This is a genomic window from Streptomyces sp. Z423-1, assembly GCF_013009255.1.
Lineage (GTDB): Bacteria > Actinomycetota > Actinomycetes > Streptomycetales > Streptomycetaceae > Streptomyces > Streptomyces gossypiisoli.
Window position 1 is genome coordinate 6117023 of the sequence record NZ_CP053109.1, and the last position, 22640, is coordinate 6139662.

Below are 22640 nucleotides of genomic sequence, written 5' to 3' on the forward strand. Positions count from 1 at the left end.
GGAGCTGCCTCGCCGTGCGTGTACACGGCGAGGCGTTCGGCCAAGTAGGCCGCCTCTCCGGGCGAGGAGGAGACAGGCATTGCCAAACGGCAAACCGCTGAAGCCACAGCAAGCGCGTCCCATGGCCCTCACGACGGCCGCACCGTCGGCTCCCGACTGCGTGGCCGCGCGCCCTGTCGCGAAGTCGTCCGCTGCCCACCCCGCAGGGGTCACGGTGCGGCGCCGGGTGCTGCAGGGGCTGTTCGCGTCGGCGCTCGGATTGGCCTTTGCCCCGGCCCTGGTGGCGTCGGGGTCGGCCCTGAGCGCGTCGCGATCGGCGGGGAGGGCGCCGGCGCCAGCCGGAGACGAGGAACGGTTCGACGAGACATATCGCGGCTGCCGGATCATCGGCGTCAGGTACGACAGGCGGCCCGGGGGCGATGGCTCCTGCACGTGGCGCGTCACCGTGGACGGGCGGCCGTTGCATCTGATGCGGCGGGCGGACGGCACCTGGATGAGCATGGTCGACCACTACCAGTCGTACGCCACCCCGCTCGCCGCCACCCGTGCGGCCGTCGACGAACTCGGCTCCACTGCACGGCTGGGAGCGCCGGGTAACCGAAGGAATCGCACGGCGGACAGCCGCACGGCGAGCGTGAGCAAGGGAAACGAGGGGGAGCATCACCATGGTGTACACCCGTAAGGACGTCAGCACGCTCACCGGGTCCGAACGGCGCCGGCTCGTCACCGCGCTGCTCAAACTCAAACGACGCGGCGAGTACGACGAGTTCGTGCGCAAGCACATCGAGTACTACACCTCCGACGGTGAGGGCGGCCTGCGCGCTGCCCACATGGCACCCTCCTTCCTGCCCTGGCACCGTAGGTTCCTGCTGGATCTGGAGGAGGCACTGCGCCGCGTGGACGAGTCGGTGACCCTGCCGTACTGGGACTGGACGCGCGACCGTTCTCCGACGGCCGTACCGTGGACCGACGACCTGCTGGGCGGCACCGGACGGCGTTCCGACCGGCAGGTGACGTCCGGCCCTTTCGCCCACCGCAACGGCAAGTGGACGATCAAGGTGGGAATCACCGACACCGAGTACCTCACGCGCGACCTGGGGCGCTCCCGGGACCCCATCGCGCTGCCCACGGCCCGCGATCTGGAGGGAGCCCTGGAGGATCCCGTCTACGACACGGCTCCCTGGGACTCCACGTCGGCCCAAGGGTTCCGCAATAAGCTGGAGGGATGGGGGCCCGGGCGGGGCCCCGCTTCATGGCGCACCCACAACCGGGTCCACCGTTGGGTCGGCGGCCACATGGTGGGTGGCGCATCCGTCAACGACCCCGCCTTCTGGCTGCATCACGCCTTCGTCGACCTCCTCTGGTCCCGCTGGCAGCGGCAGCACCCGGGCGCCCGCTACCTCCCCGCGGAGCCGCTCGCGCGAGGGGACGCACAGCACGGCCGGGTCGTCGCGCGGCACGAGAGAATGCCGCCGTGGGACGTCACACCGGACGAAATGGAGGACCACAGCCGGATCTACCGGTACGCGTAGCACGTACGAGCCACGGTGGAGCATCGTACGCGCGGCAGGCACGAGTACGGCCAAGCCCTGAAATCCGCCGCGTACCGCAAGGGGCTTCGCTGTTGCGGGTGCCGGCTGAGCCGCCGCCGACTTGGGCAGTGCCTGTAGGCCACCGCTCAGGACGTCACCCGGGCGGCGGCCTCAGGAGCGCGGAAGGTGCTGTACGGGCGAACCGGCCAGGTGGAACGGGATGTTCTCGACCGCTTGGCCGCAGTACGTCGCGCAGTTGGCGCGTGAGACATAGCCGAGGCGAGGTGTGGCGAGCAGGGCGGAGCCGTGCGCATCGGCTGGTCGGCGGGCAGGGGCTCGATGTCGAAGACGTCGACGTCGGCGCCGGTGATGCGCCCTCGTGCAGGGCGGCCAGGAGCGCGCCCTGGTCGACCATCGCGGCGCGCGGGGTGTTGATCGGGTAGGCGGTCGGCCTGAGGACGAGTTCGGCGGCGCCCGGCAGGCCACGGGTGCGGTCGCTCAGCGCGAGGTGGACCGACACGAAGTCGCCGTGCGCGAGCCGCTTCTCCTTGGACGGGGCAGCTCGACGCCGACCTCGTCTGCGCGCTCGTCGGGCAAATTCTGGCTCCAGGCGCTCACGTGCATGTCGGCTGACCCGGGCCCCGCGGCCGCCGATCCTGCCGGGCCGAGGAGCCCGAGGCGCGGCCGTGCAGGTCGGCGCCGACGGTGGACCGCCAGGGGCCGCCGGTACGCAGGGCGGTGCTCTCGTCGACGAGGCCGCGGGCTGGAGATGAGGGCGCGGGCCCCAAGGCCCTGGCCCCGGAAGAGAAGGGCTGGCTGACCACCTGACCTTGGCCTGGACAGCAAAAAGCCCTCCCGAAGGGAGGGCGGAGACTGGCGCGCCCCCGGCAGGACTCGAACCTGCGGCCAAGCGCTTAGAAGGCGCCTGCTCTATCCACTGAGCTACGGGGGCCAGGTGTGTGGCCTCTGTCGTGGGTGCCCGGGTGTGGGCCGATCCGTGACGTTGCCGGGGACAAGGATAGGGCTCCCTGATCCTTGACCCTGTTGCTTCGCCTCCGTGGCTCGATGTGGAGGTTCAGTGAAGCGGTCCTGATAATCGCAGGCAGGTACGAATCGTGCATCGCTTTTGACGCCTCACACGCCGGGTGTTGTGCACTCGTTATGCCTGGACTGCGTCCCTGTCCCAGTCGCCCCTTCGGTCCCTTGTGTCCTATCGGCGCGCAGACATGCTCATATGCTTCAGATATCCCATAAAATTGGGCATTCTTCGCATGTGGTGACCTTGGACGTACGGCCCCAGCTGCTCGACGCACTTTCCGCGCTGCGCGACCGCGTCGCCGCCGCACGCTTCCCGCTGCCCTTGGCGGGGGCCCCACGCGCGCGTGCCAACCGCGACGAACTGCTCGCCCAGCTCGACGACTACTTGGTGCCCCGCCTGAGAGAGCCTGAAGCGCCCTTGCTGGCCGTCGTAGGAGGCTCGACAGGCGCCGGCAAGTCGACGCTCGTGAACTCGCTCGTCGGGCGCAGAGTGAGCGAGGCCGGCGTCCTGCGGCCCACGACCCGGACGCCCGTACTGGTCTGCCACCCGGAGGATCATCACTGGTTCAGTGGCATGCGCGTGCTGCCCGACCTCGCGCGCGTGTGGGTGCCCCAGCAGGAGTCCGACGACGATCTGCTGCTCCCCGGCGGCAACCCCGCGCGCGTGCTGCGGATCGAGAGCGCCGAGACCCTGCCGCGCGGCCTCGCCCTCCTCGACGCGCCCGACATCGACTCCCTGGTTGCCGACAACCGCACCCTCGCCGCCGAGCTCATCTGCGCCGCCGACATCTGGATCATGGTCACCACGGCCGCCCGGTACGCCGACGCCGTCCCCTGGCACCTGCTGCGCACCGCCAAGGAGTACGACGCATCCCTGATCACCGTCCTGGATCGGGTGCCCCACCAGGTGGTCTCCGAGGTCTCCCGGCAGTACGCCGCGCTGCTCACCAAGGCCGGTCTCGGTGAGGTACCGCGCTTCACCGTGCCCGAGCTGCCCGAGTCCGCCTGGGGCGGCGGCCTGCTCCCGGCCACCGCCGTGGCGCCGCTGCGCAGCTGGCTCGTCCAGCAGACCCAGGACCCCGGAGCCCGCCAGCAAGCCATGGCCCGGACGGCGTACGGCGTCCTCAATTCGCTCAAGGCGCGGATGCCCGAGCTGGCCAGCGCGGCCGCCGCCCAGTACGCCGCCGCCCTCCGGCTCACTTCCGCCGTCGACCTGGCCTACGACAGCGAGCACGCGCGCGTGAGAGGGCGCCTGCAGTCCGGTGCCGTGCTCGCCGGGGACGCCCTGAAGCGCTGGCGGGCCTTTCCGCTCGACTGCACCGCCGGCGAACTGCTCGACGCCCTCGTGGAGAGCCTCGGCGCGCTCCTGCTGTGCGCCGTCACCGCCGCCGACGAGCGCGTCGACGAGGCCTGGCGGCGCGAACCCGCGGCGCGCGCCCCGGGGCTCGTGGACCGGGACGTGTCCCTGGAGAACGCCGAGCACCGGATCGGCATGGCGGTACGGCGGTGGCGGCGCGAGGTGGAGGAGTACGCCGAGGACGAGGTCCGCGACCTCGACCGCAACGTCGCCCAGGACCCCGAGGTGATCGCCGCCCTGGTCGCTACCGCGCTGCTGGGCGGCCGCCGGGCCCGCTCCGCGGGCGAGGGGCTCGCCGAGCGGATCGGCGCGCACGGGGCGCTACGGCTGCGCGACCGGGGCGGGCGGCTGCTCGCCGAGTGCGTGGACCGGGTCATCCACGACGGACGCGAGCGCCGCCTGGAGCCCCTCGATGCCCTTGAGGTCCATCCCGAACCGCAGGCCGAACTCATCGCCGCGTTGTCCGTACTGCAGAAGGAGAGGTGACCGGTGACCGCCGTCACTGACCAGGACCACACGGAACACGCCGATCCCGAGCAACCGGAAATGTTTCAGGGGCAGGAAGAGCCGGTAGGGCTGGAGCGGGCCGAAGGGCTAGAACGAGTGGAAGGGCCAGAACGGGTGGTAGGGCCAGAACGGCCCAAGGGGCTGGAGGGGCTGGAGGGATCGGAGGGGCCAGAAGGGTCAGAAAGGGCAGGGGGGCCGGAGACGGCGGCCGCCGAGGACGCGCGTGAGGGTGAGCGCGCGGAGGGGCCTGATCCTGAGGACGGTGACTCCGAGGAACGTACTCCTGAGGATCGCACGGCTGAAAGTCGTACTGCCGAGGAGCCTGACGCTGCGGATCGGGACCCTGTGGAGAGCGATTCCGAAAGCGGCGCCAATGGGGATGATTCCGGAAAGGACTCCCCCAGGGAGGACGGTTCCGAAATGTGCCCTTCAGAGGAGAGTGTCGATTCCGGAAACGGATCAACGGGTTCCACAGGGGGCGGCGACTCGGAAAATGACGCCTCCACCGCCCGAAAAGACACCCCTCGGAGGGTGGATTGGGGAAGTGGCGCCTTTAGGCGTCCCTGGAAGGCGTTGCGCAAAGCGGTGGACTCGGGGACGGGGGAGCAACAGGGTGCCGCATCGAGGGAGAACGAGGAGCACGCGCGCGTAAGGGACGGCTCACGGCGTGATGGCGTCTCCCCTCGCGAGGACGGCCCCTCGCGTCGCGCCGCCACCTCCCGCCCCGACGTCCCCTCCCGTCGCAAGGAGTCCGAAGACACCTGGGACGACGGGCTGATCGCGCGCCGGGTGACCGAGGCGACCGGTGGCGAGCAGGTCGCCGTCGTGAAGACCAGGCCGAGTGCGTCGCGGACCGTGCCGCCCCTGGCGTACGACGGCCCGTTGCGGGCGCGGCTGGACGCGATGCGCGAGCTGGTGGGGCTGTCCCGCACCCGGCTCGACAGCAGGACGCTCGCCGAGGCGGGCCGGGTGCTGGACGAGGCGGCGGCGCGGCGCAAGCTCTCCGGGCAGCACACGGTGGTCGCCATCGCGGGCGCGACCGGCAGCGGCAAGTCGCAGCTGTTCAACGCGCTCGCCGGAGTGGCCATTTCGGAGACGGGCGTACGTCGGCCCACCACGGCCGCGCCCATCGCGTGCAGCTGGAGCGACGGCGCGGCGAGCCTCATCGACCGGCTCGGCATCCCGGGGCGGCTGCGTCGGCGCCCGTTGCAGAGCCCGGAGGCGGAGGCGCAGCTGCGTGGGCTGGTCCTGGTGGACCTCCCCGACCTCGACTCCGCCGCCGTACAGCATCGCGAACAGGCCGAGCGGGTGCTGGACCTCGTGGACGCGATCATCTGGGTGGTGGATCCGGAGAAGTACGCCGACGCCGTGCTCCATGAGCGCTATCTGCGGCCCATGGCCGGGCACGCGGAGGTGATGTTCGTCGTCCTCAACCAGGTCGACCGGCTCCCCGGGGAGGCGGCCGACCAGGTGCTCGACGATCTGCGGCGGCTGCTCGACGAGGACGGGGTCGCCCTGGGGGAGTACGGCGAAGCGGGCGCGACCGTGCTCGCGCTGTCCGCGCTCACCGGGGAGGGGATCGGGGAGCTGCGGGAGGCGCTCGGCGAGTTCGTGGCGGAGCGGGGCGCCGCGGCCCGCCGTATCTCCGCCGATCTCGATGCCGCTGCGGGGCGGCTGTGGCCCGTCTACGCCACCCGGCGGCGCACGGGGCTCAGTGAGCAGGCGCGCGACGAGTTCTCCGCACGGCTGGCTGACGCCGTGGGTGCCACCGCCGCCGGTGACGCGGCGGAACGGGCCTGGCTGCGCAACGCCAACCGCGCGTGCGGGACGCCCTGGCTGCGGCTGTGGCGGTGGTACCAGGACCGGAGCGAACCTCCCACGGGTCGGGTGACCTTGCGCGCGCAGGCGGACGAGCAGGCCACCGCACGGCAGAAGGTCGAACAGGCGGTGCGTACGGTGGCCGACCGGGCCTCGGCCGGGCTGCCCGCGCCGTGGGCGCAGGCGGTGCGGGAGGCGGCCGCACGCGGGGCCCACGGGTTGCCCGAGGCGCTCGACGAGCTGACCGCGCGGGCCGGGTTGCCGCCGGGACGGCCGCCGCGGCCGGGCTGGTGGCCGGCGGCCGTGCTGGTGCAGGCGTCCATGACGATCCTCCAGGTCGTGGGCGGGCTGTGGCTGGTCGGGCAGATCGTCGGGGTCATGGCGCCGAACCTCGGGGTGCCGGTGCTGCTGATGGTGTCCGGGATCGTCGGCGGTCCGCTCGTGGAGTGGAGCTGCAAGCTGGCGGCGCGGGGGCCGGCCCGGCGGTACGGGCTGGAGGCGGAACGGCGACTGCGGGAGGCGGCGGCCGGGTGCGGGCGGGCGCGGGTGCTCGACCCGGTGGCGGCTGAGCTGCTGCGGTACCGGGAGGTTCGGGAGCAGTACGGGCGGGTGCTGGGGACGGGGGTGGCGGTGAGGTAGGGGGCGCGGGGTGAGGTGCGGGGGTGGGGGCAAGGTAGGGCGTGGGCGGCCGACTTGTCGGCCGGTTGTCCAGTTGACCTCGGGGGGTTGTCCCTCGATCGGGTGATGGAGTTTTCCACAGTTTCAGGGGCCGTCCACAGCGCCCAGCGGGCTCGGCTCGGCGGAGGCAGTCTGGCTTCGCGGCGATCGCGACGGACGCGGTCGTCACGGCAGTGGCGGTACGCGGACGACTGCGGCCGTCGCCGGCAGACGCAGCCGTACGGGACGGGCCCGTAGGCGTGTCCGCCCGGTGCGAGCGGCCGGGCGGGGGAGGGGTACGACGACATGAACGAGACGATGGTGTGTGCCGTGGGCAATGTGGCGACGCAGCCGGTCTACCGGGAGTTGGCGGCGGGGCCGTCGGCACGGTTCCGGCTGGCGGTGACCGCCCGGTACTGGGACCGGGAGAAGAACGTGTGGACGGACGGGCACACCAACTTCTTCACGGTGTGGGCCAACCGGCAGCTCGCCACCAACGCCGCGGCCTCCCTCGGGGTGGGCGATCCCGTCATCGTGCAGGGCCGGTTGAAAGTACGGACGGATGTGCGCGAGGGGCAGAGCTGGACCTCGGCCGACATCGACGCCGTGGCGATCGGCCACGATCTGGCGCGGGGCACCTCGGCGTTCCGGCGCGGGAACGCGAAGGGCGAGGCGATGGTGGCCGGTTCGCCGCAGCAGCCCGAGCCGGTGTGGGAGACGCCCGTCGGCGAGTCCGCGGCCGACACGGCCGATGCGGAGTCCCAACAGCAGCCGTAAATCGCGGCGGTGACATGACGTCGGACACCGCAACGACTTGACGTCGGACACCCCTGACCGAACTGCGGTTTATCGGTGCATGCGTTCCCGAACGACCTCGGTGGATTTATCGATAAGCCCTGTTCGCAGGGGTCTCGGCGATAACGATTCCGAGTCGGATCTCCGGTCCGACGGGATCACTGGGAAGCCTGGTGCGCCCGCGTCCTTAGGATGCCGAGCGTGGCTCTCGTGGCTTGAGATTCTGCTGGTGGGACCGTACCCCCACGTCAACGGGTCCTGCTCGAAGGGGAATTCTGTGTTTTCTTCGTTCTCCGCACTGTCCGTGTGCGGGCGAGGTGCGGCCCGCCTCGCCGCAGTGACGCTGGCGTCCGGGCTCGCCGTCAGCGGTGCCCTGGTGACGGCCGGCCCTGCCGCCGCCGACACCACTCCGGCGTACACCCAGGGCGGAGCGACCGCCACCATAGGCGGCCTGGGGACGTACGGCGCGGCGGTGGTGCACTCCGCCGAGGGCGACCTGGAGATCTCGGCGGGCCTGTTCGAGATGTCCGTCGAGGGCGGCGGCATGCTGCAGACGTACTGCGTGGACATCCACAACCCCACACAGAAGGACGCCAAGTATCACGAGACGCCGTGGAGCGGCACCTCCCTTGGCGCCAACAAGAACGCCGGCCGCATCCGCTGGATCCTGCAGAACTCCTATCCGCAGGTGAACGACCTGGCCTCGCTGGCGAAGAATGCGGGGGTGCGGGGCGGTCTCAGTGAGCAGGACGCGGCGGCCGGTACGCAGGTGGCCATCTGGCGCTACTCGGACGGGGTGGACGTCGACGCCGTCGACCCCGAGGCCCAGAAGCTCGCGGACTACCTGGAGAACAGCGCCCGTGACGTGGCGGAACCCGAGGCGTCGCTGACCCTCGACCCGCCCGCGCTCTCCGGCCACCCCGGTGGGCTGCTCGGTCCGGTGACCGTGCACACCAACGCGGACAGCGTCACGGTGACCCCGCCGGCCGACGCCGCGACGAGCGGGGTGCGGATCGTCGGCAAGGACGGCAAGGACATCACCACGGCGCAGGACGGCAGCCAGCTGTTCTTCGAGGTACCGGCGGACACCACGGACGGATCGGCCGAGCTGACCGTGCAGGCGTCGACCACCGTGCCGGTCGGCCGCGCCTTCGCCTCCGAGACCAGAAGCCAGACGCAGATCCTGGCCGGCTCCAGCGAGTCCACGGTCACGGCGACGGCGAGCGCGACCTGGGCGGAGACGGGCGCGATACCCGCGCTGTCCGCGGCGGAGAACTGCGCCGAGGGCGGCGTGGACATCACCGCGGTCAACCAGGGCGACGAGGCGTTCACCTTCGAGCTGATGGGTACCGAGCACACCATCGCGGCCGGCGAGACCCGCACGGTGACCATCCCGCTCCAGGAGGACCAGGCGTACGACTTCACGATCACCGGCCCCGGCGGCTACGAGAAGCGCTTCACCGGCGTCCTCGACTGCCGCACCCAGGCCGCAGCGGCCTCCGAGGCCGGCGAGTCCACCCAAATCCTCACCCAGCCGAGCCCGGCCACGATCGGCAGCACCTCCGCCGACGTCAACCTCGCCGCCACCGGCAGCTCCGACACGACCCCGGCGATCGCGGGCGTGGCGATCGGCCTGGTGGTGGTCGGCGGCGCGGCACTGGTCGTGGTCCGCAAGAAGAAGTCGTAGCGCCTCAAGCATCTCAACAGCGAGTGTCCGCCCGGTCACTCGCTGCCCACGGTGACCCCGCGCGGCCACCAGGCGGTTTCCTCCGGTGGCCGGCGATGCGGCAAGATGGGGTGTATCTGCCCACTGCCAGATTCAAGCTGCCGGACGGTTTCTCTTGGCTGAGTTCATTTACACCATGCGCAAGGCGCGCAAGGCGCACGGCGACAAGGTGATTCTCGACGACGTCACCCTGAACTTCCTTCCGGGTGCCAAGATCGGCGTCGTCGGTCCGAACGGCGCCGGTAAGTCCACCGTCCTCAAGATCATGGCCGGTCTTGAGCAGCCGTCGAACGGTGACGCGTTCCTGTCGCCCGGGTACAGCGTCGGCATCCTGCTCCAGGAGCCGCCGCTGAACGAGGAGAAGACGGTCCTGGAGAACGTCCAGGAGGGCGTTTCCGAGATCAAGGGCAAGCTCGACCGGTTCAACGAGATCGCCGAGCTGATGGCCACCGACTACTCCGACGCGCTGCTCGACGAGATGGGCAAGCTGCAGGAGGAGCTCGACCATGCGAACGCGTGGGATCTCGACGCTCAGCTGGAGCAGGCCATGGACGCCCTCGGCTGCCCGCCCGGCGACTGGCCCGTCACCAACCTCTCCGGTGGTGAACGCCGCCGCGTCGCGCTCTGCAAGCTGCTGCTGGAGCAGCCGGACCTGCTGCTCCTCGACGAGCCCACCAACCACCTCGACGCCGAGTCCGTGAACTGGCTGGAGCAGCACCTGGCCAAGTACCCGGGCACCGTCGTGGCCGTCACCCACGACCGGTACTTCCTCGACAACGTCGCCGGGTGGATCTGCGAGGTCGACCGGGGCCGCCTGCACGGCTACGAGGGCAACTACTCCATGTACCTGGAGACCAAGGCCGCCCGGCTCAAGGTCGAGGGGCAGAAGGACGCCAAGCGGCAGAAGCGGCTCAAGGAGGAGTTGGAGTGGGTTCGCTCCAACGCCAAGGGGCGGCAGGCCAAGTCCAAGGCGCGTCTGGCCCGCTACGAGGAGATGGCCGCCGAGGCGGAGAAGATGCGGAAGCTGGACTTCGAGGAGATCCAGATTCCGCCGGGACCGCGGCTCGGCAATGTCGTCGTCGAGATCAACAACCTCAGCAAGGCCTTCGGCGAGAAGGTTCTCATCGATGATCTTTCGTTCACGCTGCCGCGTAACGGGATCGTGGGTGTCATCGGTCCGAACGGTGCCGGTAAGACCACCCTGTTCAAGATGATCCAGGGTCTTGAGCAGCCCGACTCCGGCACGATCAAGGTCGGCGACACGGTCAAGATCTCGTACGTCGACCAGAGCCGCGAGAACATCGACCCGAAGAAGACGCTGTGGGCCGTCGTGAGCGACGAGCTCGACTACATCAACGTGGGGCAGGTGGAGATGCCCTCGCGGGCGTACGTCTCCGCCTTCGGGTTCAAGGGCCCCGACCAGCAGAAGCCGGCCGGTGTGCTCTCCGGCGGTGAGCGCAACCGCCTCAACCTGGCGCTCACCCTCAAGCAGGGCGGCAACCTGCTGCTCCTCGACGAGCCGACCAACGACCTGGACGTGGAGACGCTCTCCTCCCTGGAGAACGCGCTGCTGGAGTTCCCCGGCTGCGCCGTCGTCGTCTCCCACGACCGGTGGTTCCTCGACCGCGTCGCCACCCACATCCTGGCCTACGAGGGTGACTCCAGGTGGTTCTGGTTCGAGGGCAACTTCGAGTCGTACGAGAAGAACAAGATCGAGCGGCTGGGGCCGGACGCTGCCCGTCCGCACCGCGCCACCTACAAGAAGCTGACCCGGGGCTGATCTCTTGCGGCACATCTACCGCTGCCCACTGCGCTGGGCGGACATGGACGCGTACGGCCACGTCAACAACGTGGTGTTCCTCCGGTACCTGGAGGAAGCCCGTGTCAACTTCCTGTTCCGCCCGGACAAGAACTTCAAGCAGGGGTCCGTGGTGGCACGCCATGAGATCGACTACAAGCGGCAGCTCGTCCACCGGCACACGCCCGTGGACATCGAGCTGTGGGTCACGGAGATCAGGGCCGCCTCCTTCACCCTCGCCTACGAGGTGAAGGACGGCGACCAGATCTACGTCCGGGCCTCGACGGTGATCGTGCCGTTCGACTTCGAGGCAGGACGGCCGCGTCGGCTCACCGAAGAGGAACGGGAGTTCCTCCAGGAGTACCTGGATGACGACGAGGAGGAGGCCGTCGCCGCATGACGGTGCTCCACCTCGCCGACGAGGGGGAGGCGGCGGACCTCGCGGCCTTCCTCTCCCGGCTGCTCCACTACGACCGTTCAGCCGCGGTGCGTCTGCAGGCCGCGGGCACCGCACTCGCCGTCTTCGGCCGGCCGCCGTCCTTCGAGGTGCTGGCGATCCGGGCGGTACGGCTGGCCAAGCCGTACGAGAACGGGCTGGACGTCACCCTCGACGTGACCGTCTCCGCCGGTGAACTCCTGGAGTCCGTGGACGAGAAGGCGGCCACGGCGGCCGTTCCGGGAGCGGTGACCGGGCCACCGTGGGCGGGGGTGCTGCCACCGCGTGGCGGCTGGCGGCCGGAGCGGGGACTGCCGGGGGCGGACACCCTGCGGGGGATGGTCGCCGCCGCGGTGACGGAGTTCCGCGCCCGTACGGAGGAACTGCCTCCGGAGGGCCGTACGCGCGCCGAACTCGACCGGATCGGGCGCGAGATCTGGTCCCGGACCGTCGGGGACACCCAGCTTCCGGTGCGAGCCGTGCACGCGGCGCAGTCCCTGGGATTCCTGCGGTCGGCCGCCGGGGCTGGGCAGGCGGAGGAACTGGGGCTGTTCTCGTCGGTTGCCTGGCTGCGGCTGCGCACGCCGTACGGGTCGATCGCCGTGCGCCGCGGAGGACTGGGGACGTTGGGCGTCAGCGTGCGCTGACGCCCGTCACCGGCTGGCGGGCCTCAGCCCGGCGCGTTCACCATCGAGGCCGCCGCGTACGTCAGGTAGTTCCACAGCGTGCGCTCGTGTTCCTCGGACAGGCCCAGTTCGTCGACGGCGTCCCGCATGTGCTTCAGCCAGGCGTCGTGCGCGGCCCGGTCGACGGTGAAGGGGGCGTGGCGCATGCGCAGGCGGGGGTGGCCGCGGTTCTCGCTGTACGTGGTCGGGCCGCCCCAGTACTGGATGAGGAACAGGGTGAGGCGCTCCTCGGCGGGGCCCAGGTCCTCCTCGGGGTACATCGGCCGCAGGATCGGGTCCTGTGCGACTCCCTCGTAGAAACGGTGGACCAGGCGGCGGAAGGTCTCCTCCCCGCCGACCTGCTCGTAGAAGGTCTGCTCCTGAAGCGTGCCGCGCCGAATCTCATTCACGCATCCATGGTCTCAGACGCGGCGGACCAGGACTCAAGGCTTAGGACCACGCGGCCGGACGGCCCAGGTACTCGCCTCGCACTGTGAAGCGCAGCACAGTGGACATATGGGCGCGCATGCACTCGACAAGGACCTGGAGGCCGTCGCCGCCTCGGCACGGACCGCGATGGTGCGGGAGATCGACGAGAGCGGGGCGTGGGCCGCGGACCCGGTGTGGCGGGAGGCGTTCGCGGCGGTCCCCCGGCACCTCTTCGTGCCGTACTACTACATGGGTGTCCGGGGCGGCTACGAGCGGCACTGGGGTGAGAGCCCCGACCCGGAGGCGCGCGAACGCTGGGTGCGCGGCGCCTATGCCGACACCCCGCTGGCCACCCGGCTGCGCGACGGCGAACTGCTCTCCTCCAGCAGCCAGCCGTCGCTGATGGCGATGATGCTGACCGAGTTGCGGGTGGAGGACGGCAACCGGGTGCTGGAGATCGGCGCGGGCACCGGTTACAACGCGGCGCTGCTCGCGCACCGGCTCGGCGACGACGATCTCGTCACCACCGTCGATCTGGACCCGGAGATCACCGAGTCGGCACGCCGGCATCTGGAGGCCGCCGGATACCACCCGGTCGTGGTGACCGGGGACGGGGCGCGCGGGGTGCCGGAGCGCGCGCCCTTCGACCGGATCGTCGCGACCTGCACTCTCGGGTCGATCCCGCCCGCCTGGCTGGCCCAGTGCCGTCCCGGCGGCCGGATCCTGACGCCGTTCGCCACCGGTCTTGTCGCGCTGACCGTGCGGGACGCGGGATACGCCGAAGGGCAATTCCTGCACACGCCCGCGTACTTCGTCCCGCTGCGCGGCACCGGGCGGCCCGAGTCGGAGCCGATGGCGCTGGGCGGGGTGCCACGCCGGGGGCGGGAGCACGAACTGTTCCGGTTCCTGCTCGCCCTCACCCGGGGCAGCCTCGATCCGCAGGAGGCGTACGCGCTGTGGGAGCGCGAGGGCAGGCCCGGGCGGGAGCGGTACGGCATCACCGTCGGCGGCGGACGCGAGTGGGCGTGGCTGGACGATCCGGAGGGGCCGTATGCCTGGCCCCTCCCCGCCTGAACAGCCGGTTCACCTGCTCCTTCGGATCAACCCCGGCGGATCGTGATCGTCGTCCAGGCGCCCACGTGCACCCGGTCGCCGTCCTGGAGCTGTACCGGCACGAAGGGCTGGATCGGGTCCTCCGAGCCGTTCACCGTGGTGCCGTTCGTCGAGTTCTGGTCGACGATCGCCCAGCTGCCGTCCGGCTGCTGCACCAGCACCGCGTGCTGGTGGGAGACGCCCGGGTCCTCCGGCGGCACCGACAGGTCGATGTCGGGGGTGTCGCCGGTGGAGTGCCGGCGGCGGCCGATCGTGACCTGGTTGCCGGTGAGCGTGCGCTGCTGTTCCGGGGAGTACGCGGGCAGGTTCAGGCCCGCCGCCTCGGGGCCGGAGCGCTGCATCATCGCCATGAAGTACTCGCGGTCCGGACCGATGGTCGCCGTCCAGGTAGCCGGGCGCTGCGGGGCGGCGGGACCGGGCGGCGGCGCGGACTGGGCACCGGTGTGCGGATAGCCGTAGCCACCGGGCTGACCGGGGCCGCCGGGATGACCAGGGCCACCCGGGCCGCCGGGACCCGTGGACGACGGCGGAGAGATCACCCAGTCGTCGTCACCGCCGCCGAAGGACGGGCCACCCGGCTGCGGCCGACCCGTCTCCTGCGGGAACGCGGGCGGGGCGCCCGGACCGGACGGCTGGAAGGCCTGCGGAGCGCCCGGATGCGTACCGGGACCGGAGGGACCGCCGGCCGTACCAGGGCCTCCCGGCCCACCGGGACCGCCGGGCCCACCGGGACCGCCAGGCCCGCCGTTCGGTGTCGGCCCGGGCGGCGGCGGAACCGGACGCGAGGGGTCACCACCGAATCCGGGAGGACCGGGCGGACCAGACCGCTCACCCCCGAAACCGGGCGGGCCGGAAGGGCCGGGTCGCTCCCCGAAGCCGGAGGGGCCGGGGCCCCCGGGGCGCTCACTGAAGCCCGAGGGACCGGAGGGGCCGGGACCCCCCGGGCGCTCGCCGAAGCTCGAAGGACCGGAGGGGCCGGGAGCACCGGGCCGCTCACCGAAGCTCGAAGGACCGGAAGGACCGGGGCCCCCGGGGCGCTCGCCAAAGCTCGAAGGGCCGGAGGGGCCGGGACCCCCGGGGCGCTCACCGAAGCTCGAAGGACCGGAGGGACCGGAAGGACCGGAAGGACCAGGACCCCCGGGGCGCTCGCCGAAGCCCGAAGCGCCGGGCGGACCAGGCCGGTCACCACCGAACCCCGAAGGCCCAGAAGGACCAGAAGCCCCCGGAGCCCCAGAAGGCCCACCGGCCCCGGGCCGCTCCCCGCCAAAGCCCCCACCGGGACCGGACGCCCCCGACGGCGCTCCAGGAGCCTCGCCCCCGAATGGTGGGATCGGCTCGGCCGGACGGTTCATCTGGGACGGACGCGAGCTCTGGTACTCGTACGAGTCACCGCCCCCGAACGACGGCGGCGGACCGGACGGCCGCTGGAACTGCGGGGCCGGTGGGCGCGGGGCGGCCGGGGTGTACGAGGTCGCGGTGTTGGTGAGGAAGTTCCACCGGCACTCCTCGCAGAACGGCGCGGCGCCCTCCCGGGGCGTACGGCACTGCGGGCAGAGCTCGGGCGCCGCGTCCGGTGCGGCGGACGGGTGCGGGCGTCCGCCGGGCTGGCCGGTGTTCGGCCCGCCGGACGGGCCGGGGCCGCCGGGCGGCGGTGGGAAGCCGTAGCCGCCGCCCGCCGGGGGCGGAGGCGGAGGGGGCGGAGGTACGGCACCCGCCATGCGGTGACCGCAGACCTCGCACCAGTCGTCGGAACCCGACTGGTGTCCGTTCGGGCAGGTCGGCATGTCGGCGCTTCCCCCTCTCCTTTTCCGGCCGTTTCGACCGGATTTCTCCAACCCCGGGGGGTCGGGCTCGCTTTGTTTCAGGTCACTTCTTTACACGAACAGTCTTTGTCGACCGAGTTTCGAGGGTCATCTCGTCGGCCTCCGCGACCTTCGCCTTCAGTCGCACAGTACCTGTCGCGGCATCGACCACGTCCACCACCTTCGCAAGGAGTTTCGCAGTATCCGCGTTTCCGGAGGCGCCGGCGAGCTGAACGGCCCGGCCCAGTTTGGCCGTTGCTCCGTCGATGTCTCCGGATTTGCGGAGATCCAGGCCCTGTTGGATGACTTGTGCCAGTTCGGCCTGTCCGGTGTAGTGGGCGACCTGGGGGTTGATCGACGTCGAGGCGGCCATGTCGTCGGTCCACACGGCCCGTACCAGGCCCTGGGCGCCGAGGTTCTGGGCGGTGCCGTCGGGCTGCGGGATCACCAGGGAGACGCGGGCGGCGAGCATCTCCTGGCCGATGTGCGCGGCCGGGACCTCGACGCAGACGTGGTAGTCACGGGACTCGTCTCCCCAGGAACCGGTGGGGTAGTCCCCGGCGCGCGGGCCAGCCTCGGTGCGCCGGGCGGTCAAGTCCTCGACGGTGGGCGCGACTTGTTTGACGAACCTGATCGTCGTGTCGACGGGGGTCCACAGCCGCAGGGCGACGTCCGCGACCTCCTTGCCCATCGCCGTCTCCATCATCTGTGTGAAGTCGGCGGCGAGGCCCGCAGGGTCGGCGACGATGTCGGCGGTGCCGAGCAGCGCCGAGGCGATGCCTGTGACTTCTTTCACTTCCCAGTCGGTGCCCACGCCCCGCGCGTCACAGGTGAAACGTCCGGCGCACTCGTCGAGCGTCCGCTTGAGGTCCTCGGGCGACTCGTGCTCGTTGCGGCCGTCGGTGAGCAGGATGCCGTGCCGGATCGCCACGTCCGCCGAGGACAGCAGGCGGTCGGCGAGCCGCAGCCAGGTCCCGATCGCCGTACCGCCGCCGGCGCTGAGCCTGCGCAGCGCCTGCCTGGCCTGGTCGCGGGTGGTGGCGTCGGCGACGGCGAGGCGGCCGCCGCCGGGGTAGACCTCCTTGGCGACATGCGTGCCGCCGATCACCGCGAAGTGCACGCCGTCGCGCAGGGTGTCGATCGCGGCGGCCGTGGCGTCCCGGGCGTTGCGCATCTTGGTCGGCGGGTAGTCCATCGAGCCCGAGCAGTCGACCATGATCGCCACGGCCGCGGACGGGCCCTGCCCCGGCGCGTAGAGGTGAGGTGCCGTGACCGCGCTTCCGATCGTGCCGCCGCCGGTCGCGGTCACCGTGACGATCGCGTTGACCTCCCGGCCGCCCTCCGGGAGGTACTCGTTCTGGTACACGTCCACCGAGAACTGCGGCACATTCGACTTCGAGAAATTGGCCATACGTTCTCAAATCCCCCTTGAACGCCCCACGGAAAGGTGGAGCGGTGAACGGAATGCGGACCGGTCCCCTCCGGTCCGCCCAGGCCTTCCCGGGCCTCTCCCCGTGTGCGGCCTCAGGCCGATCCTGCCCCCTGCGGCGGGGCCGGGAACGGCAGGACGGCCACTGTTACGTTGTCGTGGCCCCCGCCGTCCAGGGCGTGACCGACCAGGACGCGGGCGCCGTGCAGCGGACGTACGGCGGCATCCGGCGGGAGGACGCCGGCCATCTCCTCGGCCGCCTCCGCGTAGTTCCACAGGCCGTCCGTGCACACCACCACTACACCCGGCCGGTCCGGCTTGAAGGAAGCCGTGTGCGGCTCCAGTTCGTAGGCGTCCGCGCCGAGCCAGCCGGTGATCGCGTGGGCGCGTTCGTCGGCGTAGGCCTCGGCCTCGTTCATCAGGCCGGCGGCGACCATCTGGGCGGCCCAGGAGTCGTCCTCGGTGAGCCGGGCGGGCGGGGCGCTGCGGTCCACCGGGACCCAGTAGACGCGGCTGTCGCCGACCCAGCCGACCACCAGCAGCCCGGCGGTGACCACGGCGCCGACCAGGGTGCAGGCGGGGGCGTTCTGGTGCGGCTGGTGCTCGCGGGCCGTGGCGGGTTCCTGGGCGAGGGCGTTGACCGCGTTCGAGGCCGCGACGATCGCGTCGTGCATCGCCTGCTGCGGGTGCGTGCCGAGCGGCAGAGCCGCCAGCAGCGACTCGCTGGCCGCGCGGGAGGCGGCGAGGGAGGCGTCGTCCGGGCGGGTCGCCGAGGACACTCCGTCGCAGACGATCGCGACCAGCGCGCCGGAGCCGTCGGGCAGGGCGGTGCGGCCGATGCCGAACGCGTCCTCGTTGCGGTGGTGACGCAGGCCCCGGTCGCTGACGGCGGCCACGGGGCCGGACTCCTGCTCCATGTGGTCGCGTTCGCGCGGCTGGGCGTGTCCGCAGTTCTCGCAGTAGCCGTCGTGGTCGACACGGCCCGCGCGGCAGGCCACGCACACCGTGGCGGGGTCCGCCTGCGCGGCGAGGTCGGCGGCGACGCGCGGGTCCGGGGCCTGGAGGGGGTACTCCTCGGGCTCCGGGCGGCGGTCGAAGCGGACGCCGGTGGCCGGGTGGGCCGGTGCGGCCGGGGGCAGGGGGGAGCCGCCCGGGTCCGTGCCCGGCAGGTTCGTCGGCGGATGCGCCGCGGGGGGCGCGGCGAAGCCGCTCGGGTCGGCCGTGCCGGGCCAGCCGGCGGCCGGGGCGGGCTGTGGGATCCCCGCGCCGTTCATGGTGAGGGTCGGGCTGTCGTCCGGCCGTGGCGGCACGGCGGACAGGTCGTATCCGCACGCACCGCAGAAACGGTCACCCGACTCAAGCGGCTCCTCGCAGCTCGGGCAGGCGGACAGCTGGGGCATCTGCGACATCAACTACACCCATGTCCGGGGGCGGTAACGGTTGGCACGTTCCACCAGGTCGATCCTCTCCTCGCCGCCCCGCGCCAGGCGGGCCAGCGTGCGGTACGAACGCTCCAGGCCGAAGCGCAGGCCCCGTTCGTCCAGGCCGCTGCCGAGCAGCGTCCGTCCCCCGGCGGCGGGAGCGACGGAACCCTGACCACCGGAGAGTATCCAGTCCAGGGCGCTGCCGAGCACTTCCGTGGCCAACTGCTCCCGCCGGGTCGGATCCAGACCGTACGCGTCCAGCGCCTCGACCTGCCCGGCGGCGGCAGTCAGATCCTCCAGGAAGGGTACGTCGCCGGCGGCGGCCGTGCGTTGCCTCAGCCGGGCCCGCACGGCGGCCACGCGGGCGGCCGTGTAGTGGATGGACGACTCCGGCACCGACTCCAGGGTGCCCACGGCGCCGCGCCGGTCGCCGGTGGCGAGCTGCACGCGGGCCATGCCGAAGGCGGCGCTCACATAGCTGGGGTCGGTCGCCCACACCAGGCGGTAGTACTCGGCGGCGTTGTCCAACTGGCCGAGGACCTCCGCGCACAGGCCGAGGGCCAGCTTGGGCGCGGTCTCGCCGGGGAAGGCGTCGTAGATCGCGTCGAAGGCCAGCGCGGCGCCCTCGTGGTCGCCGGTGACCAGCGCGGCCACGCCTCTGTACCAGACGACCCGCCAGTCGTCGGGCCGTTCGTCCTCCAGCGCGCCCAGGGCGTCCAGCGCGGCCGCGGAGTCGCCGTTCTCCAGCCACGCCCGGATCTGCCTCAGCCGTGTCTCCACCGAGGGTGCGGGTGCGGCGGCGAGCGCGCTGAGCAGCTCGGCCGGGGCGGTGGCCATGAGGCCCGCCAGGAAACCGGCGTTGGGATCGGCGGGGTCGACCCGGGGCACGGGCAGGGCGAGGGCGGCGGCATCGGTGGCGATGGGCTTGACGAGGCCGGTTCCGGTTGTCCCATCGGTCCCGCCGGTTCCATGGGTTCCACTGGTCCCGCCGGTCGGGGCGTGCAGGGCGCCACCGGCCGGGATCGGCGCGGCTCCGGCAGCGGCTCCAGCAGCGAATCCGGCAGGGGCTCCACCAGCGAATCCGGCAGCGGTCCCGGCAGGAGCCCCGGCAGCGGTCCTGGCAGGAGCCCCGGCAGCGGATCCAGCCGCGGTCCCGGCAGGGTCTCCAGCGGCGGCTCGGGCAGCGGCTCCGGCAGCGGTCCCGGCAGGGACCCCGCCCCCGTCCCGGCGCCCGGCCACCCCCCGCGCCCCCAGCCGCGACACGTCCCCCTCCAGCCGAGGGAACAACTCCGTGTCCGTCACCCGCAGTTCCGGACCGAACAGCGTTGACAGCGCGGGCCGTGCCCGTCCCGACTGGAGGGACACGACCTCCCGCAGTACGCCGGTCAGCTGCTCCGACATCTCCTGCGCGGAGGCGAACCGCCGGGCCGGGTCGGGGTCGGTGGCGCGGACCAGGAGCCGGTAGAACGACTCGTACTGCCGGAAGACCTCGATGGTGTCGGGGTCGGGCAGGGAGTCGGCGTAGATGTTGGTGTAGCCCTGGAAGTCGAAGGTCAGGACGGCGAGCGTGCGGGCGACCGTGTAGAGGTCCGACGCCACTGACGGGCCGACGTCCGCGACCTCCGGCGCCTGGTAGCCCACCGTGCCGTAGATCGCCGACTCGTCGTCGTCCATGCGGCGCACCGCGCCCATGTCGATCAGCTTGAGCTGGTCCTCGGTCTGGATGGCGTTGTCGACCTTGAAGTCGCAGTACAGGAGATTGCGGCTGTGCAGGTGGTCCAAGGCCTCCAGCGCCTCGATGCCGTACGCGCACGCCTGCTCCACCGGCAGCGGGTCCCGCCGCCCCTCGGGGGTGCGGCGGGCGTTGGCGATCTCCTTGAGGGACTTGCCGCCGACGTACTCCATGACGATGTACCCGTCGAGGGAGCCCGTGCGCTGGTCGAGGTGTTCGACGAAGTTGTAGATCCGCACGATGTTGGCGTGCTCGATCTCCGCGAGGAACCGCCGCTCGGAGATCGCGGCCGCCATCGCGTCCTGGTCGCCGGTGTCCAGCAGGCCCTTGAGCACCACCCACCGGTCCGAGACCGCGCGGTCGACGGCGAGGTATATCCAGCCGAGCCCGCCGTGCGCGAGGCAACCCACCACCTCGTACTGGCCGTGCACGATGTCACCGGCCTTGAGCTTCGGCACGAACGAGTACGGGTGCCCGCACTTGGTGCAGAAGCCCTCCGTGCGCCCGGGACGGTCACCGCGGGCGCGGCCCACCGGCGCCCCGCAGTCGGAGCGTGAGCAGTACCGCTTCCGCTCCGGCACCTCCGGGTTCGCAAGCACCATCGCGCGCGGGTCGGGCCGCGGCACCTGCGGCACCTGTACCAGGCCCGCGCCCAGCCGTCCCCGGGTCGAGGAACCGGCGGTGGAGCCGGAGCTGCGCACCGACACCGAGCGACCCGTGGACCGGCCCGACAGCGAGCGGGAGAGCCGTCCCGACACCGAGCGCCGGGACTTCGACGACTGCGACGACGTACGGGAGCTGCCGCGCGAGGCGGAGCGGGAACTGCCGCTGCCCGCCGAGCCCTTGCCGCCGCCGGTGACGCCCGTCGGCGGCGAGGAGACCATGCCGGTCGCGGACACCACCGGTGCCAGGCCGCAGGTGTCGCAGTAGAGCTCGCCGCCGCCGACGTCCTCGTAGCTGCCCTCGCAGCCGGGCCGTTGACAGGGCCGCTGTGGCTGACTCATGACGACGGCTCCCCCCGACGATCCTGAAACTCCGCCGGACCGCTCTGCTGCGGCACCCGCGGGGCGGCGCCGAGCAGTTCGGCCGCCGCCTGCTGGTAGCGCAGCACGGCCTGCTCGGCGACCCGCAGATCGCAGGGCGCGCTCCACAGCATGCGGCGGGCCGCGTCGTACCGCTCGACCAGCAGCGGGTCCTCGGCCAGGCCGTGCCGGGCGATCTTCGCCTTGTACGCGTCGAGACGGCCGCGCAGCTCGGCGCGGACCGCGAGCGGGGCCGTGACGGCCGTCAACGACTCGCGGGCGCGCAGCAGTTCGTCCTCCGCCTTCTGCTCCAGGGATTCCAGGAGCGGCGACAGGCGGTGCCACTGGGCCTGTCTGCGGTACTCGGCGGCCGTCGCCAGCTGCTCCTGCAGCGCGGTCGGCGGGCCGCTGACCACCGGCACCTCGGTGGCGGCGATCTTCGCGAGCACCTCCCCGCGCGCGGTACGCGCCTCGGCGAGTGTGCGGTCCGCGCGCGAGAGCACGTCCCGCAGCTTGACCAGCCGCTGCTCGGCGTCCTTGCGGACGGCGAGCACGGCGTCGATCTCCCGGCGCACCTCCTCCAGGGCACGCGCCTCCCGGTCGTAGACCGTGGTGTCCGGCTTGCCGCCGCCGGGGGCCGAACTGCCCTCGGCGGGCTGCCAGAACGCCAGCGGGTCGGACACGACCTGCTCGCGCAGCCGGGTCAGGGTGCGCGTGATCCGCTCCAGGTCGTCGCCGGCCGGGTGCTCGCCGGGGCGTACGCCGACGGAGTGGGCGAGCCTGCGGGTGCGCTGGAGTTCGGCGGCGAGTAAATCGATGCGGGCGGGCAGTGCCGACCAGACCGCGTCGGCGGCGACGACCATGTCCAGCGACCTGGCGTACAGCTCGTTCATACGGTCCACGAGTGCGGCCAGGGTGAACCTTTCGCTGAGCTTGCCCGTGCCGTGCAGCGTCGGCGCGTTCGCCGTCGCCGCCGCGCTGCCGGCGACCGTGACGGACTCGCCGCGCAGCAGCTCGGTCAGCTCGGCCAGGTCCTCGCGGCTGGACCAGCGGCGCCGGGCGCGGATGTCGCGGGCGGTGCGCAGCGCGTCGGTGTGCGCGTCGAAGTACGCCCACAGCAGCGAGATCGACGCCTCGGTGGCCGCCCAGCGCTCCTTGGTCGTGCCGGTGAGCTCGGCGCCTTCGAGGAGCCGGCGGCCCGCGTGGTCCTGCAGGGCGAACAGCGAGGTCTCGATCGCCTCGTGCTCCGCGCCGAGCCGCGCCAGCGCACGGTCCACCTCGTCCCGGTCCATCACCGGACCGGAGGCTCCCGTGACGCCCATCGATCACCTCTCGTCTGTCGCTGTCGCTGTCGCTGTCG

The 22640-nt window shown here is 71.9% G+C and carries 16 protein-coding genes, 1 tRNA gene and 1 pseudogene; 10 read left to right on the forward strand and 8 right to left on the reverse strand.

The features are described 5' to 3' along the window. Positions 1–121: 121 nt before the first annotated feature. Together HJD23_RS27510 and HJD23_RS27515 are read left to right on the forward strand one after the other, a co-directional pair. On the forward strand, positions 122–682 hold the full coding sequence (locus HJD23_RS27510) for a tyrosinase family oxidase copper chaperone (protein ID WP_171116464.1): 561 nt from the start codon (positions 122–124) through the stop codon (positions 680–682). Continuing rightward, a complete protein-coding gene (locus HJD23_RS27515) occupies positions 666–1532 on the forward strand; it encodes a tyrosinase family protein (protein ID WP_171116463.1) in 867 nt (288 codons plus the stop codon). The genes HJD23_RS27510 and HJD23_RS27515 overlap by 17 nt, the downstream gene beginning before the upstream one ends. A 171-nt stretch (positions 1533–1703) precedes the next feature. On the opposite strand, the pseudogene HJD23_RS27520 reads toward HJD23_RS27515, so the two are convergent. Both HJD23_RS27520 and HJD23_RS27525 read right to left on the reverse strand, forming a co-directional pair. Beyond that, positions 1704–2296, reverse strand: a pseudogene (locus HJD23_RS27520) (NAD(P)-dependent oxidoreductase); the annotation flags it as partial. A 115-nt stretch (positions 2297–2411) separates the two neighbouring features. Then, a tRNA-Arg gene (locus tag HJD23_RS27525) sits at positions 2412–2484 on the reverse strand. Between the two features lie 321 nt (positions 2485–2805). Between HJD23_RS27525 and HJD23_RS27530 the strand changes: the two genes are divergently transcribed. The 7 genes from HJD23_RS27530 (at position 2806) to HJD23_RS27560 (ending at position 12311) form a co-directional block, all read left to right on the forward strand. Continuing rightward, positions 2806–4413, forward strand: coding sequence for a dynamin family protein (locus HJD23_RS27530; protein ID WP_171116461.1), 1608 nt, complete (start codon positions 2806–2808; stop codon positions 4411–4413). A 441-nt stretch (positions 4414–4854) separates the two neighbouring features. Continuing rightward, entirely contained in the window at positions 4855–6891 is a 2037-nt protein-coding gene (locus HJD23_RS27535) for a YfjP family GTPase (protein ID WP_206326307.1), read from the forward strand. A 324-nt stretch (positions 6892–7215) separates the two neighbouring features. Beyond that, positions 7216–7686, forward strand: a complete 471-nt coding sequence (locus tag HJD23_RS27540) for a single-stranded DNA-binding protein (RefSeq protein WP_171116456.1) — start codon at positions 7216–7218, stop codon at positions 7684–7686. 295 nt (positions 7687–7981) lie between these two features. Next, on the forward strand, positions 7982–9391 hold the full coding sequence (locus HJD23_RS27545; protein WP_171116454.1) for a Cys-Gln thioester bond-forming surface protein: 1410 nt from the start codon (positions 7982–7984) through the stop codon (positions 9389–9391). Between the two features lie 154 nt (positions 9392–9545). Then, the gene (gene ettA / locus HJD23_RS27550) at positions 9546–11210 is read left to right on the forward strand and encodes an energy-dependent translational throttle protein EttA (RefSeq protein WP_171116452.1); all 1665 of its coding nucleotides are present in this window, start codon (positions 9546–9548) and stop codon (positions 11208–11210) included. Between the two features lie 4 nt (positions 11211–11214). Beyond that, positions 11215–11628 (forward strand): thioesterase family protein, encoded by a 414-nt coding sequence (locus tag HJD23_RS27555; RefSeq protein WP_171116451.1) that lies wholly within the window; start codon positions 11215–11217, stop codon positions 11626–11628. Then, positions 11625–12311 (forward strand): hypothetical protein, encoded by a 687-nt coding sequence (locus HJD23_RS27560; protein WP_171116449.1) that lies wholly within the window; start codon positions 11625–11627, stop codon positions 12309–12311. The genes HJD23_RS27555 and HJD23_RS27560 overlap by 4 nt, the downstream gene beginning before the upstream one ends. A 23-nt stretch (positions 12312–12334) precedes the next feature. On the opposite strand, the gene HJD23_RS27565 is transcribed toward HJD23_RS27560, so the two are convergent. Continuing rightward, the gene (locus tag HJD23_RS27565; protein WP_171116447.1) at positions 12335–12739 is read right to left on the reverse strand and encodes a globin; all 405 of its coding nucleotides are present in this window, start codon (positions 12737–12739) and stop codon (positions 12335–12337) included. 106 nt (positions 12740–12845) lie between these two features. Here HJD23_RS27565 and HJD23_RS27570 point away from each other — a divergent pair, with 106 nt between their 5' ends. Continuing rightward, positions 12846–13832, forward strand: a complete 987-nt coding sequence (locus tag HJD23_RS27570; RefSeq protein ID WP_171116445.1) for a methyltransferase domain-containing protein — start codon at positions 12846–12848, stop codon at positions 13830–13832. A gap of 26 nt (positions 13833–13858) precedes the next feature. On the opposite strand, the gene HJD23_RS27575 is transcribed toward HJD23_RS27570, so the two are convergent. From HJD23_RS27575 to HJD23_RS27595, 5 genes are all read right to left on the reverse strand, one after another. Next, positions 13859–15655, reverse strand: coding sequence for an FHA domain-containing protein (locus HJD23_RS27575; RefSeq protein ID WP_171116443.1), 1797 nt, complete (start codon positions 15653–15655; stop codon positions 13859–13861). Positions 15656–15737: 82 nt separating this feature from the next. Further along, a complete protein-coding gene (locus HJD23_RS27580; protein ID WP_171116441.1) occupies positions 15738–17084 on the reverse strand; it encodes a VWA domain-containing protein in 1347 nt (448 codons plus the stop codon). 113 nt (positions 17085–17197) lie between these two features. Continuing rightward, positions 17198–18514, reverse strand: a complete 1317-nt coding sequence (locus HJD23_RS27585) for a PP2C family serine/threonine-protein phosphatase (protein ID WP_232107665.1) — start codon at positions 18512–18514, stop codon at positions 17198–17200. Continuing rightward, positions 18515–21262 carry a serine/threonine-protein kinase gene (locus HJD23_RS27590; protein WP_171116437.1) on the reverse strand — a complete coding sequence of 916 codons (2748 nt, stop codon included), beginning with the start codon at positions 21260–21262 and terminating at the stop codon, positions 18515–18517. After that, a complete protein-coding gene (locus tag HJD23_RS27595) occupies positions 21259–22602 on the reverse strand; it encodes a hypothetical protein (RefSeq protein ID WP_171116435.1) in 1344 nt (447 codons plus the stop codon). Before HJD23_RS27595 ends, HJD23_RS27590 begins: the two co-directional genes overlap by 4 nt. Between the last annotated feature and the right edge of the window lie 38 nt (positions 22603–22640).

Bases quoted from the DNA above. Each gene is read 5' to 3' on its own strand.
- HJD23_RS27580 (WP_171116441.1), bottom strand. From the start codon at position 17,084: ATGGCCAATTTCTCGAAGTCGAATGTGCCGCAGTTCTCGGTGGACGTG.
- HJD23_RS27535 (WP_206326307.1), top strand. From the start codon at position 4,855: ATGTGCCCTTCAGAGGAGAGTGTCGATTCCGGAAACGGATCAACGGGT.
- HJD23_RS27570 (WP_171116445.1), top strand. From the start codon at position 12,846: ATGGGCGCGCATGCACTCGACAAGGACCTGGAGGCCGTCGCCGCCTCG.
- HJD23_RS27595 (WP_171116435.1), bottom strand. From the start codon at position 22,602: ATGGGCGTCACGGGAGCCTCCGGTCCGGTGATGGACCGGGACGAGGTG.
- HJD23_RS27590 (WP_171116437.1), bottom strand. From the start codon at position 21,262: ATGAGTCAGCCACAGCGGCCCTGTCAACGGCCCGGCTGCGAGGGCAGC.
- HJD23_RS27510 (WP_171116464.1), top strand. From the start codon at position 122: ATGGCCCTCACGACGGCCGCACCGTCGGCTCCCGACTGCGTGGCCGCG.
- HJD23_RS27560 (WP_171116449.1), top strand. From the start codon at position 11,625: ATGACGGTGCTCCACCTCGCCGACGAGGGGGAGGCGGCGGACCTCGCG.
- HJD23_RS27575 (WP_171116443.1), bottom strand. From the start codon at position 15,655: ATGCCGACCTGCCCGAACGGACACCAGTCGGGTTCCGACGACTGGTGC.
- HJD23_RS27540 (WP_171116456.1), top strand. From the start codon at position 7,216: ATGAACGAGACGATGGTGTGTGCCGTGGGCAATGTGGCGACGCAGCCG.
- HJD23_RS27515 (WP_171116463.1), top strand. From the start codon at position 666: ATGGTGTACACCCGTAAGGACGTCAGCACGCTCACCGGGTCCGAACGG.